This is a genomic window from Pseudorhizobium banfieldiae, from assembly GCF_000967425.1.
Taxonomy (GTDB): Bacteria; Pseudomonadota; Alphaproteobacteria; order Rhizobiales; family Rhizobiaceae; genus Neorhizobium; species Neorhizobium banfieldiae.
The window spans coordinates 993,614-1,008,551 of the sequence record NZ_FO082820.1 but is presented as its reverse complement, the minus strand read 5'-3'; the positions used below and the strand labels follow the sequence as shown (position 1 = coordinate 1,008,551).

Below are 14,938 nucleotides of genomic sequence, written 5' to 3'. Positions count from 1 at the left end.
CTCAATGAGCGGAGCGGCCACCTAGACACCCTCCAACATTTTCTGGCGGACAGGCACAGTCTTGGCGAAAGGCACAGGATTGAAGCATGCCAGGTGCCGCCCGTCATCAAGCAGGTCGAGAGCCGGCCGTTGAAAATCGCAGGTGGCCGCCGCATGGGCACAGCGGGGCGCAAAGGCGCAGCCGGCGGTCAGATGCTTCGGATTGGGCACCGTGCCCGGGATCGGGATCAACCGGTCGCGCGGACCATCGAGGCGCGGAATCGCATCGAAGAGGCCGCGGGTATACGGGTGCCGGGGCTCCGAGAAGAGCTGCGCGATCGTGCCTTGCTCAACGATGCGGCCGGCATACATGACGCAAACCCGCTCGCAGACCTGCGAAACGGCGCCGAGGTCGTGGCTTATGAAGACGGTGGCCATCCCGGTCTCGGCGCGGAGCTGGATGAGCAGGTCGAGGATCTGCGCCTGGATGGTGGCGTCGAGCGCGGTCGTAGGCTCGTCGGCAATCAGCAGGTCGGGCTCGCCGGCGAGCGCCATGGCAATCATCAGCCGCTGGCACTGGCCCCCGGAAAACTCGTGGGGATAAAGATCGAAGCGGCGGCGGGCATCTGGAATGCCGACCATGTCCATGACCCGGAGTGCCTCTGCCCTCGCAGTTTCTCCTCGGAGGCCGCGATGAAGCGTGAGTGCCTCGGTGATCTGCCGGCCGATGCGGATGACCGGATTGAGCGAGCTCGACGGGTCCTGGAAGATCATCGCGATGCGCCCGCCGCGGACGTTCTCGAGCGCCTGGCGCGGCGCCCCGCAGACCTCGCGCCCCTCGACGCGGACCGAACCGGTGACACGCGCCTTGCCCGGCAGCAGGCCGAGCGCCGCAAGCCAGGTCACCGACTTGCCGCAGCCGGATTCCCCGACCAGGCCCAGCGCCTCGCCGGGTTTCACGTCGAGATGGATGCCGTGCAGGACCTGAACGCCGTCGAAGGCGACCTTCAGATTGCGAAGTTCCACGAGATTGGGGCTCATTGCGGTCACCTTCTTCAAGGCCTGATGCGGCATGGCCCTTGGCCCGCCGCTGCGGTTGCTGGAAGGGCAAATCCGGCGGCGCCTGCGCCGCCGGATCGAGCTGGAGCGATCACATCGTCCAGTTGTTGGAGCGGAAGTCCATGGCGAAGGCGGGTGCTGCCTTCCACTTGAGCGAGGACTTCATACCGGTGAAGACGGCATTCTGGTGCAGGACCTGGTAGGCCGGGTCTTCGCGCTCGCAGATTTCCAGCATGCGGGCATAGGCCTTCTTGCGCAGCGCCCGGTCAGTGGAAGTCTCCAGCACAACCGACAACTCGTTCATCTCGGCGTTGGTCCAGTCCTTCTTCTGCTGCATCTCGCCGTTCGGACCGAACTGGGTGACCATCGGCGTCACCGGATCATTGATATTTGCCGAGGCCGACCAATCGCGCACGCCCTTTACGCCTTCCGGATCGTGGATCTGCGCCCAGTTCTCCTTCATCTGGATCTCGACGTTGAGGCCTACCTGCTTCCACATTTCGACCATGATTTGGCCGTTAGCGGTCTGGTTGGTGTAGTAATTATTGAGCAGGCGGAAGGGGATCGCATCGCCCTTGTAGTTGGCCTGCTTCAAAAGGTCTTGGGCGAGTTGCGGATTGTATTCCGGCACCTGCCAGCCATCGATGAACATATCCGTCGTCTTGAAGATGTCGAACTGCAGGCCGGCGGGAATGACGGTCTGACCGCCCCACAGCGCCTCGACGATCGCCTGACGATCAATCGCGTGGGTCATAGCGCGGCGCACCAGCGGATCGGCAAGCACGGGGTTCTGCGTATTGAACACGGAAATGCGATGGTTGAGGATCGTCGAGCCTTGAACCTCGAAACCCGATGCGGACTGGACGGACGCGATCTGGTCCGGCGGCAGGTCGCAGGCGAAGTCATATTCGCCCGACAGCAGGCCGTTGACGCGCGAGGCGACTTCCGGGACCTCGACAAAGCGGATTTCTTCGAGCGGTGGGCGGCCGCCCCAGTATTCATCGAAGGCGACGAGCGTCAGCGAGACGTCCGGCTTGTATTCGGCGACCATGTAGGGGCCCGTGGTGATCGGCTTGCGCGCCCACTCGGTGTAGGATGCAGCCTCGTCCCAGGCGCGACGGTTGGCGATCTGGCTACCATAGGCGTAGAGACGACCTTCGAGCGTGACGTCGGGCGTCGTGTTGTGGAAGCGGACTGTGTATTTGTCGACAGCCTCGACGCCGGCGAGCGCCGGCCACAGACGGCGACCAATGCCGGGGACGGAAGCGGGCAGTTCCTTGGCGGTCGTCGGCTTGTGGTCATCGGCGAAAATCGTCTTGCCGCCCTTCGGCTCAGTCTCACCAAACACGCGCTCCTTGGAGAAGGAGAAGACGACATCTTCGGCCGTCAACTCGTCGCCATTGTGGAACTTGACGCCCTGGCGCAGCTTCAACTCGAGCGTCTTGTCATCGATGCGCTTCCATTTGGTCGCAAGGCCGGCGACGGGGCCTTGGTTCCCCATCCAGTCACGGTTGATCAAACCCTCCCAAAGGTTCGGGAAGAAGACCCGCTCCCCAACATTGGACTGCTCGTTCCAGACGCAGAGCGTATTGTTGTTGGTGATCTTCTGCACCGCTATGGTCACCGAGGGGCGCTTGCCCTGAGCGAAGGTCATGCGCGGAAGGATAAGGCTGCCGGTGGCGGCCCCGATAAGGCCGAGCGCGCCGCGTCGGTTAATGGAAAGCATCGATAACCTCCTGGGTTGGGATATTCGAGATGCGAGTTCTCCTGCGCTTCTCGAATGTCGGTTTGTTAATGGGCTCGTGAATTTTCGATGACGTGCCGCGGAGGCCGCGACGCGCAATGGTCAGGCCGGCACCGCAAGCGTCGGACCGAGCTGCGAAGACACAGCGGAAGGGAGAAACCCTTCGAGGGCTTTCTGGAGTTCGAAGGCACCTGTCGCGACTGTGACCGCCCCGGCCTCAGCCAATACACCTGGCCGGTCCGGACGCGGATCAGCGGGATCGACGAAGCCGATTGCGCGCATGCCGGCCGCCACGGCACCGATAATGCCGTGGGCGCTGTCGTCGATGACGAGGCAGCGGCTCGGATCGATGCCAAACTCACGGGCACAATGCAGGAAGAGATCCGGAGCGGGCTTCGGCGCCTCGACCATTTCGGCACTGAAGATATGCGGTGCGAAGTCGTGCCACAGATCGAGGAGGCCGAGGCTGTTTTGCAGGCGCTCAATACCGCTGTTCGAAGCGACGCATTTTGGAACCGACAAGGATCGGACGAGAGCAGGCATGCCTGTCATCGGAGAAAGCGAGCGCGCGAACTCCGGATATAGAGCGTTTCGAAGACCGGCAAAGACGGATGCGGGTTCTGCCAGGCCCAGTTCCTCGATACAGATTCGGTGCGCGTCGATCTCGGAATAGCCGGTGAAGCGACGATGCACCTCCGGCCGAGAAATTGAGACGCCGGCATCGTTGAGCGCCTGCCACAAGGCGGCACTTGCGACCGGCTCACTGTCGATCAGAACGCCGTCGCAATCGAATATGAGAAGCTCTACAGTCATTCCGTTCCACTGTTTGTTCACACCAGACGTGATGCTTCCGACAAGGCAGACGCACTGTCATCGAATTGCTCTTCCGATCTGCTTGTGGACATGTGCCATTAGCCTCGGTCGTTGATGCAGCGTTCGTAGGTTACATATGTTACACAGGTGTGACATTTGATCGGAGCAAAGCGTGGAAAATCAGGAACTGATGGTGCGGGCGGCATGGCTCTACCACGTCGAGGGGCTTACCCAGGCGCAGATCGGCGAGCGCATGAACCTGACACGGCGGCGGGTGAATGAGCTTCTGGGCGAGGCGATGGAGAGAGGAGTCGTGCGCATCAGTTTCAACTCCTCGCTAGCCGAGAATGTCGATTTGGAGGCGCAGCTTTGCCGACGTTTCGGGTTGGAACATGCGGTCGTAGCACCGACGCCGTCAAATCCGGATTACATGCATGCCATCATCGGCCGGGCCGCTGGCGGCTTCCTCGATCGGCTGATCCAGAGCCGCAGGCCACGTTCGATCGGCGTGGGCTGGGGTGCCACGTTATGCGAGACGGTGCATCATATGACAGGAGCAAACGAGCCCGAGATGCGCATTCGCTCGCTGATGGGCGGCCTGACCCGCGGCTCAGAGATCAATACCTTCGAGATCGTCCACAGTTTCGCAAAGGTGCTGAGCGCCAAGTGTCACTATTTCGCCGCCCCGATCTATGCCGGCAGCGAGAAGGCACACACCCAGATCATGGCCCAGCCGGTTTTCCAGGAATTCCTGCGCGAGGCGACGGCCGTTGATGTTTCCTTCTTAAGCGTCGGTGACGTGACTGGGAGATCTCTCCAGGTTCGCTATGGTCTGCCGGTACAGACTGGCATTGGCGAACTCGTAGCCACCGGCGCCGTAGGCGATCTGCTGGGACGCTACCTCGATGCCCAAGGTTGCCCGGTCGATCACCCCCTGAACCGCCAGGTGATTTCGCCCGATCTCGATTCCTATCGCGCCATTCCTTTCCGCACCATCGCGTCGGGTGGCCACCATAAGCATGCAATCCTTCTTGCTGTGCTCAACGCACGGCTCGCAACTGCGGTCGTGACAGACGCGGATAGTGCTCGTTTCCTTTTGCGTGACTGAGCATGTGCGGTAAAGCGCTGGCATCGCGGACTCGTCCATTGCAGGAACTGGCATTTTTCGTCTGCTGAACGACCGCGGCACGAGTCCGAATGTCTGGCCTGTGACCGGCCGGACCCAACTTAATCTCTGACGAGATCGCAGCCTCCGAGCTTGCTGTCAATGGCGAGATCGGAAAGCGAACTGCGGATGCGTCGCTCAGGAAACGGCTGGCGGAGGGTGAACCTAGAACTGCTTGCCCGTTGTCGGGTCGAATAGCTTTGCCTTGTGCAGATCGACGTGGAAGCAGAAGGGCGAACCTTCCGCCAGCCGCGCCTCTCGCCTCACCCGCGCGATCGTCTCTGTTTCACCCAGCAGGAAATACATGATGTCGTGGTCCGGTGGCTTCAACCACGTGCACGATCCGCTTGAGCCTCTGGTCAGATAATCATGTGACGGGGTTCCTCTGTGGGTACAAGCCCCGCGGTCCCGCCAGGACAGCCGACACCATCAATCTGTTATCACAATGTCCGACCTGGGAGATAGGTGACATTTCGTACCGGAGACATGGGTAACACTTTTCGACTTTGTCGGGAGGTGTCGATGCCGTGGAGAGAGACTTCGGTCATGGAGGAACGTCTACGATTTGTCGCCCGGCTGCTTGAGGGCGGAGGCATGAGCGAGGTGTGCCGAGCGTTCGGCATCTCGCGCAAGACCGGCTACAAGATCTTCAACCGCTACAAGGATGATGGCCTAGAAGCGCTGACCGATCGATCCCGACGGCCGGTGCGCTATGCCAACCAGTTGCCGGATACGGTTGAGGCGATGATTGTTCGCCTCAAGAAGGAGAAGCCTTACTGGGGTGCCAGGAAGATCAGGGAACTGCTCGTCAAACGGCTGGCCGGCGATGTGCGCATTCCGGCAAAGAGCACCGTACACGCCGTACTCGATCGTCATGGCCTTGTGAGCCAGGCCCGCAAGAGGAACCGGGCGAACAAGGCCGTCGGCACGCAGCTATCGGCAGCACCTGGTCCCAACGATCTCTGGTGCGCCGACTTCAAGGGCGAGTTCAAGCTGGGCAACGGCCAATACTGTTACCCCTTGACGATCACCGACCAGCTCTCGCGCTATCTTCTGTGTTGCGAGGCCTTCGAATCGACGCGCGAACAGGGTGTCTTCGAGGCCTTTCGGCGGGTTTTTGCCGAGCGGGGCCTACCGGCCGCGATCCGCTCCGACAACGGCCTGCCCTTCGCCAGTCCCAACGGGCTCTACAATCTGTCAAAGCTCTCGGTCTGGTGGCTCAGGCTCGGCATCGCCCTCGAGCGCATCCGTCCCGGCCACCCGCAGGAGAACGGCCGCCACGAGCGCATGCACCTGACGCTCAAGAAGGAAGCGACGAGGCCGCCGGGCCGCAATATCCTGCAGCAGCAGATGCGTTTCGACGGTTTCGTCAGCGAATTCAATGAAGAACGGCCGCATGAGGCGCTGTCTATGAAGGTACCGGCAGAGCTCTACACCACATCGCCCAGACTCTATCAGGGCCTGCCGGACATCGACTATCCCTTCCACGATCGCGACGCCATCGTCACCAACTGCGGGCGGCTTTGCATCCATCGCAAGAAGATCAATATCTCGACGGTGCTGGCCGGACAGAGGCTCGGGCTCAAGGAAGTCGACGACGGCATTTGGCTCGTCAGCTTCATGCACTATGATCTCGGATATATCGACCTGGAGCAGAGAACATTGCAAACCATCGACAACCCGTTCGGCACGAGGTTGTCACCCATGTCTTAGGGACAAACCGTTACCTATGTCTCCGGGTCGGACACAAAATCACGTGGCGGGAGAGGCGGAATAATAAAATGAACTCTGAAAATCAATGGAAAATCAGAGTTTTACGAAGTTCAATAGCGAAGCCCAGCATTGCGCTGCGACTTCAAGACAAGATCGCAGCCATGTATCAGCAGGGCGTCCGGACCAAAGACATTGCTCGTAAACTAGGGATCGGAAAGAGCACTGTTTATCGCTCTTTGCAGACCGATCGCGGAAAATAAAACATGATTTCGCACCTTCCTAGTGGCCCACCAGTTCGCCCTGCGCTGCCGCTACATCAGCGGTTAGTTCTTCAGCAGCGCGCCGGCCACTTTAGCAACGCCAGTAGCGGTCTTAGTTTCGGAGAGCGTCACAGGTGGCTGTGAGTACAATCGGAGTGCTCATCTGTCGAAGGCGGCCGGTCGAGCCGAAATCGCCACCGCGCTCCGGTACTCAAGCTGTCGTACAAGTCGCTGCAGACTCGCTAGATCATTGGCATGCAAGCTATGATCCCCCACCTTGCAGATGAAGAAATCGAAGAAGAAGTCCGCAGTATGTTCCGTCGTTAAGTCCGTGATGAGGTGCGGCGCTACGTCTTGGATCGAACGCGCACGGATGACCTTCGTACCGTGCTCCCCATACGCGAAGACGTAGGATTCTTCGGAATTGTTCAGCATGGTCGCAACCTGCTTGTAAAGGCGCACCGGTTTGTCAAACGCTATGCCATACCTCTTGTTCTTGTTTATCTTCGCCTGAACCTGGACACCTTTTTGCACCCAAACGCCGTCAAACGTCATCGTCAAGCTGATAAACATATCCGCGCCCGTGCGGGTCTCCTGTCCTGATTGTTTGTCTGAGACATGGGTGGCTACATTCCATTTTATTCCACCATCCGAGAAACCATCCAACCGGTCCTCCAGGAGCGTCACGAATTTCTCAGTATATCGTTCCTCTCTGCCTTTGATCGACACCAGTTTTCTTCTGACCTCCGCGTCGACGTCTGCGACTAAACGGGCAGCGCTTCGCATTGCATCCTCGTAACGTTTGAGCATCCTTCCCATCTCGGTTTCCGATGGCACTGTCATCCATCAACAGCCATCCGCGGCTCATATTTTCGCATGATGCAGAACAACCTCAAGTGGAATATAGAAACAACGGCTTCTTTCGACTAAATGTACACGGGAAGTTTTTTCTCGTTGGCTAGGGGGAGCCATGGACGCGAAGTGAACCGCGCCGGCTTTGCCGGAGACCCCAACTCGTGAGAAGTAGGGTCTATGACAAGCAAAACGACGAACAAATTTTCTCCTGAAGTCCGCGCCCGCGCCGTTCGGATGGTGACGGAACATGAAGCCGAATACTCATCGCGCTGGGCGGCGGTATCATCGATATCGGCCAAGATCGGCTGCTCGGCGCATACCCTCCATGAATGGGTGAAGAAGGCCGAGGTCAACAGCGGCAAGCGTGCAGGTTTGCCGAGTGACGTAGCGCAGAAGATGAAGGCTCTGGAGCGGGAGAACCGCGAACTTCGTCAGGCGAATGAGATTCTACGGAAAGCCTCGGCGTATTTTGCCCGGGCGGAGCTCGACCGCCCACTGAAGCGATGATTTGCTTCATCGACGAACACCGCTCGGTGCTCGGGGTCGAGCCTATCTGCAGACTGCTGCCGATTGCCCCGTCCACCTATTATGAGGTCCTCGCCAAGCGCACGGACGTGGATCGCTTGTCGGCCCGTGCCCGGAGCGACATGGCCATGAAGATCGAGATACGCCGGGTGTTTAATGAGAATTTCCAGGTCTATGGCGTGCGGAAAGTCTGGCGGCAGTTGCAGCGAGAAGGTTACGACATCGCCCGCTGCACCGTCGCTCGGCTTATGAGAGTGATGGGGCTTCAAGGCGTCATTCGCGGCAAGCCAGTCAAAACCACCGTGACGGACAAGTCCGCTCCATGCCCGTTAGACCGGGTGAACCGACAGTTCTTCGCTCCAGCGCCGAACATGCTGTGGTTATCCGATTTCACCTATGTCGCGACCTGGCAGGGCTTCGTTTACGTGGCCTTTGTCATCGATGCCTTCGCCCGCCGCATCGTCGGCTGGCGGGCAAGCCGAACAGCCCATGCGGGCTTTGTGCTCGATGCCCTCGACCAGGCGCTTCATGATCGGCGGCCCGTCAAACGTGGCGGGCTGGTTCATCATTCCGACCGCGGCTCGCAATATGTGTCCATTCGCTATTCCGAACGGCTGGCGGAGGCAGGCATCGAGCCGTCTGTCGGAAGCGTTGGCGACAGTTACGACAATGCTCTCGCCGAAACGATCAACGGTCTTTACAAGGCCGAGGTCATTCATCGGCGAGGACCATGGCGCAACTTCGAAGCCGTGGAGTTCGCCACGCTCGAATGGGTCGACTGGTTCAACCACCGCCGTCTTCTGCAACCCATCGGGAATATTCCGCCAGCAGAGGCAGAAGAACGATACTACGCCATGCTGGACGCACCAGCTATGGCCGCATAACTTAAACCAAACGGTCTCCGGCAAAGCCGGGGCGGTTCAAAGCGAAGTCTGCCAATGGTAACAAGCCAGCTGGCGGAAGCGGTTAAAGGGCAACGATGCGTCTTGTTCCTTGGAGCTGGGGCGTCGAAAGAAGCTAGGAACGCCGAGGATAGGACACCACCCGACGCAAACCAGTTGCGCGACATCCTGGCGGAGCATTTCTTCAGTAAGAAAATGCCGAACCGGGACGTCATGGCCGTAGCTGAGATGGCTATTGCGGCGGGTGGTTCGTCCGCTCAGGTATATGAAAAGGTGCGCCAGGCATTCACTGGCTTTGCACCTCAAAAGGCGCACAAGCTCATCCCGACGTTCCCATGGCGAGCAATCGCCACGACCAACTATGACACCATCGTAGAGCAGGCCTATCGAGATGTGTCCAACCGTATCCAGCAAATCGTGCCTTTCATCAAAGACGACGAGCCTATTGATGAGCGTCTGCGGGAGGAAGCGAACCCGGTACCTTACCTCAAGCTTCACGGTTGCCTAAACCACATCCATGACACGGGGATACCTCCGGTTCTGTCACGGGAAGTCTACTCGTCCTATTCAACGAACCGCAAAAGACTATTTCTCCGGCTACAAGACCTTGCCTTTGAGCATACCTTTATCTTCGTGGGATATAGGCTCGATGATGCCCACATTCGAGACCTTATATACAGTCTTGGGCCCGGCAAGCGTCCACGATGGTACATGGTGACGCCGAACGTGGAAGCCGAAGACGTGGCATTTTGGGGCACCAAGAACGTGGAGCTCATCAAGTCGTACTTTGGTGAGTTTATGAATGCACTCGACCAAGCGGTGCCCCCACTCTTCAGACGATTGAGTCAAGCGGCAGACGTCGCGGACTTTCCCATACGTCGCTTTTTCAAGTCGCGGACGCTGGAATCAGATGCCACGAATCGCTCCCTGCGGACGGACTTGACATTCGTCCACGCGGGAATGCCCTATGAGGCACAGAGCGCCGAGCAGTTCTACTCCGGCTACGACACCGGATGGGGCGCAATCGTGAACCGTCTTGATGTCCGACGACAGGTTGAGGAAGATATCCTCTACAAGACAATACTTGAAAATGAAGCCCCAACGGGCCCAGTCTTCGTGAGCGTGAAAGGTCCGGCAGGGTCAGGGAAGACCGTCGCGTTGAAGCGATCCGCATTTGAGGCTGCGACGTCATCAAACGCCTTAGTTCTATGGTTCAATCCCTCAGGAGCATTAAGGCCTGAGGTCTTTCTCGAGCTCTACGAGCTTTCCGGCCAAACGATCTATCTCTTTATTGACGATGTCGCGCTTCACATTGATGGCATTATGGCGCTCTTGAAGCATCCGAGCACTTCTAAGCTGCCACTTGTCGTTGTCGGTGCTGAACGCGACGCCGATTGGAACACCTACTGCGGTGAGCTGGAAACCCGCTTTCCCGGACCTGAACTCAAGGTGAGGTATCTTTCGCGCAGAGAGATCGATGGGTTGATCGATCTCCTTCAAAAGCACCAATGCCTTGGTTTGTTGGAAAAGGAACCGCGAGACGCACAGGTTCGCCTTTTCGAAACCGTAGCAGAACGCCAACTTCTCGTCGCGCTCCACCAGCTGACTCTAGGTAAGCCCTTCGAGGAAGTTTTGAGGCAAGAACACCAACGGATTAGTCCAGAGCAAGCACGGCAACTGTACTTGGACATCGCGACAATGCATCAATTCTCAGTTAGTGCGCGTGCTGGTACAATATCGCGCATCTCGGGGATTACATTCGAAGACTATCAAGAGAAATTCTTCGCCCCTCTACAGAACATCATCCAAGCACAAACGGATCGGTACAGTAAGGATTACAGCTATCGGACTCGCCATTCAAGGGTTGCCCAACTTGTGTTTCGACAGGCTTGCGCTTCAGATGAACAGAAGGCGGACCAATTCGCACGGCTCATCACCGGCCTGGACTTCGGATATTCGTCGGATTCTCACGCGCTCGAACAGATGACGAAAGGCCGAAGCTTGGCCGACGCGTTTGGCGAACCTGCTCACGGCCGCAGAATCTTTGAGGCAGCCGTCGCAGTCGCGCCTAATCAGGCCTTCCTTTATCAGCAGTGGGCGCTTTTCGAACTACATCATCCTCGTGGCTCGGTGGAGGAGGCCGAACGTCGGGCAAACGAAGCACGCTTAATCGATGACAAGAACACCGCTGTCATTCATACCCAGGCTGAGATTGATCGTATTCGTGCCACCAAAGTGGACTCACCACTTTTGAAGGATCAATTGCGTCGACGTGCGCGCGAACGCCTTGATGCGTTGTCGAGCAACAATCGTTTCGCAGTATCGAGTAGGTGCAAACTTCTAGTGGACGAGATCGCCGAACTGAAGCGGGAGCTTGGCGACGATCCCGCCGAGCATCAGGCTGTGTTCTTCGCAGAAAAAACGAGAGAGACGGAGAGCCGTATCCGTCTAGCCTTACAACAGTTTCCGGATGATCCCGATATTATCCAGGTCGAGGCTAGGTTTCGAGACGAACTAGACCAGGAGGAACGCGCTCTCCGGGCGCTGGAAAAGGCGCTCCGATTGAACCCCCGCGGCTCTGGTGCGGCGATACGTGTCTCTCGCATCTATCGGGAGCGCGGACGCGAAGAGGCACTTCAGGTGTTGAATGACGCTTTGGCGACAAACCCTGACGATAAGGCGATCCACTCTGAGATCGCGAGACACCACCTTACTTGTCATTCCGGCGATGACAGCACCATCGAGGGCCATCTTCGCCGTGCCTACTCTCCCGGAGATGCGAACTACGAAGCTCGTTTCGAGTTGGCGCAATTTTTGTTTTCGACGGGAGAGATGTCAAAAGCTGCTGATCTCTTTGGAGAGATTGACTTGAAAGCACCTTCTGCTTTCCGGTCAACCGCAGCCACACACGAGACAATTTTCACCAAGCGCATCCCCCGGCTTTCCGGATATGTCCAAAATGTATCTGGCCACATGTTTTTCATCCGAGCGGGGGGATATCCTCGTGAGATGTTGGCCCACAAATCTAACTTGATTGACGGAGAGTTCGAGGACATTGTGATCGGCACAAATGTGAATTTCTCGGTTCGCTTCAATCGGAAAGGACCTGTCGCAACCTCGATTGCGCTCGCGTGACAGGTCGGGCTTAGGATAAGGCACAAAGCTGCGTCAGTGCAGTGTAATGTCAGGTAGCGCATTACAGGCACAGGTTTTGCCGATCCTTCGCTATCACCCCCGAGACATTCATCCTTGACGTACAAGTCTAGGCGAGGCGCGCAGTATAAACCTGCCCACTCGTGCTCTCAGAGGCTATATACCTCCACCCAGTCGGCCACCTCCCGAAGGCCTTTGAACGAGGGATGCCGCAAGGTCCTGGTATGTGTCCATGCGCGGTATTCCACTTCCGCCAAGAGCGATGGCGCGGTCAATACCAGATTTTTACCAGATAGACGCACAGGTGGAACGCTCGTTTTCAGCTTGTCGAGTTGCTTCTTCAGCGACCTCGCCTGATCCTGGCTGAAGCCCGTCCCGACGCTGCCGACGTAGACATAGTCAGGACCCTTGAGGGCGGCCAGAAGCAGGCTGCCGATTGCACCTGGCACCGCCTTGGACGGTTCATAGCCGATGATGGCGAAGGTGTCTCTCTGCACGCACTTGATCTTCAGCCAGTCGCCCGTACGTCCGGAGCGATAGGGGCGATCGCGATGCTTGGCTATGATACCTTCAAGTTCGTGAGCACATGCATGTCGCAGCAGTTCATCCGGGTCTTCATCAAATTCCTCAGATAGCCGAATGGCCCCGGTCTTTTCCCCCAGCACGTCCTCAAGGAGGTTCCGTCGGTCACTGTACTCCATACGGGTTAGGTCATGACCGTCGAGATAGAGAAGGTCAAAGGCAAGAAGGACGGAGTTACGCGAGGGGAGTTTTCCTCCCCTGCCACCAAGCGAGTTCTGCAGCATGCCGAAGTCGGGAATGCCGCGTTCGTTAAACACCACGGCTTCACCGTCGAGTATCATCGTCGAGGGTGAGAACCGCCTCGCTTCTTCCTCGATGCTCGGGAAACGATGCGTCCAGTCGTGGCCGCCGCGTGTGAGGATACGCACCCGGCCGGGTTCGATATGGACCGTGAGACGATAGCCGTCCCACTTCAGCTCATATGACCACTCATCCCCATGAGGAGGCTTGCTGACCAGCTTCGCCAGGCAAGGCTCTACGCGCTCGGGCATGGGATCAAAAGGAAGCTCAGGCTGCTTCGGATCACGCTTTCTCACGCGCCCACTTTTCAGCGGCAGGTCCTGCTCGTGGAGCAGCGGCGCAGCAGGTTTGCGAGGGCGCTTGGTCATTCAGTCATTGCAGCAGGAAATGCTTAATAAGAAATCGCATTGACTCCACGTCGCCGAAGAACATAATGAGAACACAGGAGCCGCATGGCGGCCGTGCTCCCATCACAACCAGACCTCAGCAGACGCGCCTCGGCGCGAAGGAGAACCCGTGTCCGCATTGCCTGTAGAGCCGCCAGTAGAAGAAGACCCCATCGATGAAGTCGAGGCTGCTGTTGCCTGGCACGGTGGTGATGCTCGCGCGGCCATCGCCACCCTCCTCGATGATTGCCGACACCTGCGACTTCAATTGGCGTTGACCGAAGCCGCCATGAGCCGGGGTTTCACGCGCGGTTGGAGCCCTTCGCCGGAGAGGGGCGAAGCATGACGGGTGACGCTGCCGGGAAACTCAAGGAGGCCATCAGGCATCGCATCGCATGCATCGACCGGATGACGATCAACGCCTTCGCGGGCACCGGGAGATCAAGGCGACGCGAACTTCAGGCCACTCACGCCATCGCCAGGCGCATCGTTTATGAGGGACTGCACCCATTCTCGTTCCACTGGGATCACGGCAACGGCGAGCCTGCTACCAGCCACGACGTCTACTTGACCGTTTTCACCGCTCTGTTCGATATTGACGACGAGGATGCCCACCGTTGGGGCAGCAAGACGGAATGGGACGCGGCCAGGGCGGAAGCTACCCGGGACATCGTCAGGGCACTGATGCGGAAGTTCTTGGTCGGAGAACGCAGGATCGTTTCTGTTCGGCCAGAGGATTATGTCGGTTCTCACAGTCTGAGCGCCAGCAGATATGAGGATGAGCTGTAGATGTGCAACCTCTACAACGTCACCACCAATCAGGAAGCCATCCGGGCGATTACTAAGGCCCTCGACCGTCTGGGTAACCTCCAGCCATCACTCGACATCTATCCCGACCAGATGGCACCCGTCGTGCGCAACATCGACGGCATCCGCGAGATGACATGGGTGCGCTGGGGAATGCCAAGTTCGCAGCAGGCACTTTACCAAGCAGCGACGAGGCGGGCCGACAAGCTGCGGGCCAAGGGGAAGGACGTTGACTTCCAGGAACTGCTGAAGATGGAGCCGGATGGGGGCACGACCAACATCCGGAACACGACCAGCAAGCATTGGATGCGCTGGACTGGCATCGAGAACCGCTGCGTCGTCCCGTTCACGCGTTTCGCCGAACCTGATCCCGCGAGCAAGGTTGAAGGCGGCCGGACGCCAAACGCATGGTTCGCCCGTGACGAGAGCGAGCCGCTGATGTTCTTCGCAGGTCTTTGGGTGCGGGACTGGGAATGCGTCAGGAAGGTGAAGGAAGGGCTCATCCGATGCGATCTCTTCGCCTTCCTTACCACGGAGCCCAATGCAGTCGTCGCTCCTATCCACCCTAAGGCGATGCCCGTGATCCTCAGCAGTCAGGACGACGTGGAGAGATGGCTGACGACGCCATGGGAAGAGGCAAAGAGGCTCCAACGTCCTGTGCCTGAGAGTGAACTAGTCCTGCTTCCGCAGCGAGCAGCTGCACGCGAGACCCCCGCTATGCAACCGTCACTGCTGTAGGCGATGTAATGGAAGCT

14 protein-coding genes and 1 other annotated feature are annotated in these 14,938 nt (G+C 58.4%); of the genes, 8 read left to right on the top strand and 6 right to left on the bottom strand.

Going from position 1 to position 14,938, the window contains the following annotated elements; translation table 11 throughout:
* Nucleotides 1-21: 21 nt before the first annotated feature.
* The 3 genes from NT26_RS04875 to NT26_RS04865 form a co-directional block, all read right to left on the bottom strand.
* The gene (locus NT26_RS04875) at nucleotides 22-1,020 is read right to left on the bottom strand and encodes an ABC transporter ATP-binding protein (protein WP_425287724.1); all 999 of its coding nucleotides are present in this window, start codon (nucleotides 1,018-1,020) and stop codon (nucleotides 22-24) included.
* A gap of 109 nt (nucleotides 1,021-1,129) precedes the next feature.
* Nucleotides 1,130-2,764: an ABC transporter substrate-binding protein gene (locus NT26_RS04870; protein WP_052637692.1), complete on the bottom strand. Its 1,635-nt coding sequence runs from the start codon at nucleotides 2,762-2,764 to the stop codon at nucleotides 1,130-1,132.
* Nucleotides 2,765-2,884: 120 nt separating this feature from the next.
* Entirely contained in the window at nucleotides 2,885-3,595 is a 711-nt protein-coding gene (locus NT26_RS04865) for an HAD family hydrolase (protein ID WP_052637691.1), read from the bottom strand.
* A 172-nt stretch (nucleotides 3,596-3,767) separates the two neighbouring features.
* Between NT26_RS04865 and NT26_RS04860 the strand changes: the two genes are divergently transcribed.
* A complete protein-coding gene (locus NT26_RS04860; protein WP_052637690.1) occupies nucleotides 3,768-4,703 on the top strand; it encodes a sugar-binding transcriptional regulator in 936 nt (311 codons plus the stop codon).
* A gap of 222 nt (nucleotides 4,704-4,925) precedes the next feature.
* On the opposite strand, the gene NT26_RS22670 is transcribed toward NT26_RS04860, so the two are convergent.
* The gene (locus tag NT26_RS22670; protein WP_156157128.1) at nucleotides 4,926-5,090 is read right to left on the bottom strand and encodes a hypothetical protein; all 165 of its coding nucleotides are present in this window, start codon (nucleotides 5,088-5,090) and stop codon (nucleotides 4,926-4,928) included.
* 192 nt (nucleotides 5,091-5,282) lie between these two features.
* Here NT26_RS22670 and NT26_RS04855 point away from each other — a divergent pair, with 192 nt between their 5' ends.
* Both NT26_RS04855 and NT26_RS23375 read left to right on the top strand, forming a co-directional pair.
* Nucleotides 5,283-6,473, top strand: a complete 1,191-nt coding sequence (locus NT26_RS04855) for an IS481 family transposase (RefSeq protein ID WP_052637689.1) — start codon at nucleotides 5,283-5,285, stop codon at nucleotides 6,471-6,473.
* 68 nt (nucleotides 6,474-6,541) lie between these two features.
* Entirely contained in the window at nucleotides 6,542-6,733 is a 192-nt protein-coding gene (locus NT26_RS23375) for a helix-turn-helix domain-containing protein (protein WP_082077638.1), read from the top strand.
* A gap of 159 nt (nucleotides 6,734-6,892) precedes the next feature.
* Here the strand turns inward: NT26_RS23375 and NT26_RS04850 are convergent, their stop codons facing one another.
* Nucleotides 6,893-7,543: a hypothetical protein gene (locus NT26_RS04850; protein WP_156157127.1), complete on the bottom strand. Its 651-nt coding sequence runs from the start codon at nucleotides 7,541-7,543 to the stop codon at nucleotides 6,893-6,895.
* A 222-nt stretch (nucleotides 7,544-7,765) separates the two neighbouring features.
* On the opposite strand from NT26_RS04850, the gene NT26_RS04840 reads away from it, so the two are divergent.
* Nucleotides 7,766-8,997, top strand: a protein-coding gene (locus NT26_RS04840; protein WP_152338539.1) for an IS3 family transposase whose coding sequence is annotated in 2 segments (ribosomal slippage) — nucleotides 7,766-8,057 and nucleotides 8,057-8,997 — 1,233 coding nt in all. Because the reading frame shifts where the segments join, the coding sequence is not laid out codon by codon here.
* Nucleotides 8,050-8,166 (top strand) — a sequence feature (AL1L pseudoknot). It overlaps the preceding gene by 117 nt.
* Before the next feature lie 54 nt (nucleotides 8,998-9,051).
* Nucleotides 9,052-12,150, top strand: a complete 3,099-nt coding sequence (locus NT26_RS04835) for a P-loop NTPase (protein ID WP_052637685.1) — start codon at nucleotides 9,052-9,054, stop codon at nucleotides 12,148-12,150.
* 167 nt (nucleotides 12,151-12,317) lie between these two features.
* Here the strand turns inward: NT26_RS04835 and ligD are convergent, their stop codons facing one another.
* Nucleotides 12,318-13,358: a non-homologous end-joining DNA ligase gene (gene ligD, locus NT26_RS04830; protein ID WP_052637684.1), complete on the bottom strand. Its 1,041-nt coding sequence runs from the start codon at nucleotides 13,356-13,358 to the stop codon at nucleotides 12,318-12,320.
* Nucleotides 13,359-13,506: 148 nt separating this feature from the next.
* On the opposite strand from ligD, the gene NT26_RS23105 reads away from it, so the two are divergent.
* Genes NT26_RS23105 through NT26_RS04820 form a run of 3 tightly spaced genes read left to right on the top strand, consistent with a single transcriptional unit; the run spans nucleotide 13,507 to nucleotide 14,921 of the window.
* On the top strand, nucleotides 13,507-13,722 hold the full coding sequence (locus NT26_RS23105) for a hypothetical protein (RefSeq protein ID WP_082077637.1): 216 nt from the start codon (nucleotides 13,507-13,509) through the stop codon (nucleotides 13,720-13,722).
* Nucleotides 13,719-14,165, top strand: a complete 447-nt coding sequence (locus NT26_RS04825; RefSeq protein ID WP_052637683.1) for a hypothetical protein — start codon at nucleotides 13,719-13,721, stop codon at nucleotides 14,163-14,165. Before NT26_RS23105 ends, NT26_RS04825 begins: the two co-directional genes overlap by 4 nt.
* Nucleotides 14,166-14,921, top strand: coding sequence for an SOS response-associated peptidase (locus NT26_RS04820; RefSeq protein WP_052637682.1), 756 nt, complete (start codon nucleotides 14,166-14,168; stop codon nucleotides 14,919-14,921). It abuts the gene before it with no gap.
* Nucleotides 14,922-14,938: the final 17 nt, after the last annotated feature.

Coding starts and splice junctions, on each gene's coding strand:
- NT26_RS04870 (WP_052637692.1), bottom strand. CDS start 2,764: ATGCTTTCCATTAACCGACGCGGCGCGCTCGGCCTTATCGGGGCCGCC.
- NT26_RS04835 (WP_052637685.1), top strand. CDS start 9,052: ATGGTAACAAGCCAGCTGGCGGAAGCGGTTAAAGGGCAACGATGCGTC.
- NT26_RS04865 (WP_052637691.1), bottom strand. CDS start 3,595: ATGACTGTAGAGCTTCTCATATTCGATTGCGACGGCGTTCTGATCGAC.
- NT26_RS04825 (WP_052637683.1), top strand. CDS start 13,719: ATGACGGGTGACGCTGCCGGGAAACTCAAGGAGGCCATCAGGCATCGC.
- NT26_RS23375 (WP_082077638.1), top strand. CDS start 6,542: ATGAACTCTGAAAATCAATGGAAAATCAGAGTTTTACGAAGTTCAATA.
- NT26_RS04820 (WP_052637682.1), top strand. CDS start 14,166: ATGTGCAACCTCTACAACGTCACCACCAATCAGGAAGCCATCCGGGCG.
- NT26_RS04850 (WP_156157127.1), bottom strand. CDS start 7,543: ATGCTCAAACGTTACGAGGATGCAATGCGAAGCGCTGCCCGTTTAGTC.
- NT26_RS04855 (WP_052637689.1), top strand. CDS start 5,283: ATGCCGTGGAGAGAGACTTCGGTCATGGAGGAACGTCTACGATTTGTC.
- NT26_RS04875 (WP_425287724.1), bottom strand. CDS start 1,020: ATGAGCCCCAATCTCGTGGAACTTCGCAATCTGAAGGTCGCCTTCGAC.
- ligD (WP_052637684.1), bottom strand. CDS start 13,358: ATGACCAAGCGCCCTCGCAAACCTGCTGCGCCGCTGCTCCACGAGCAG.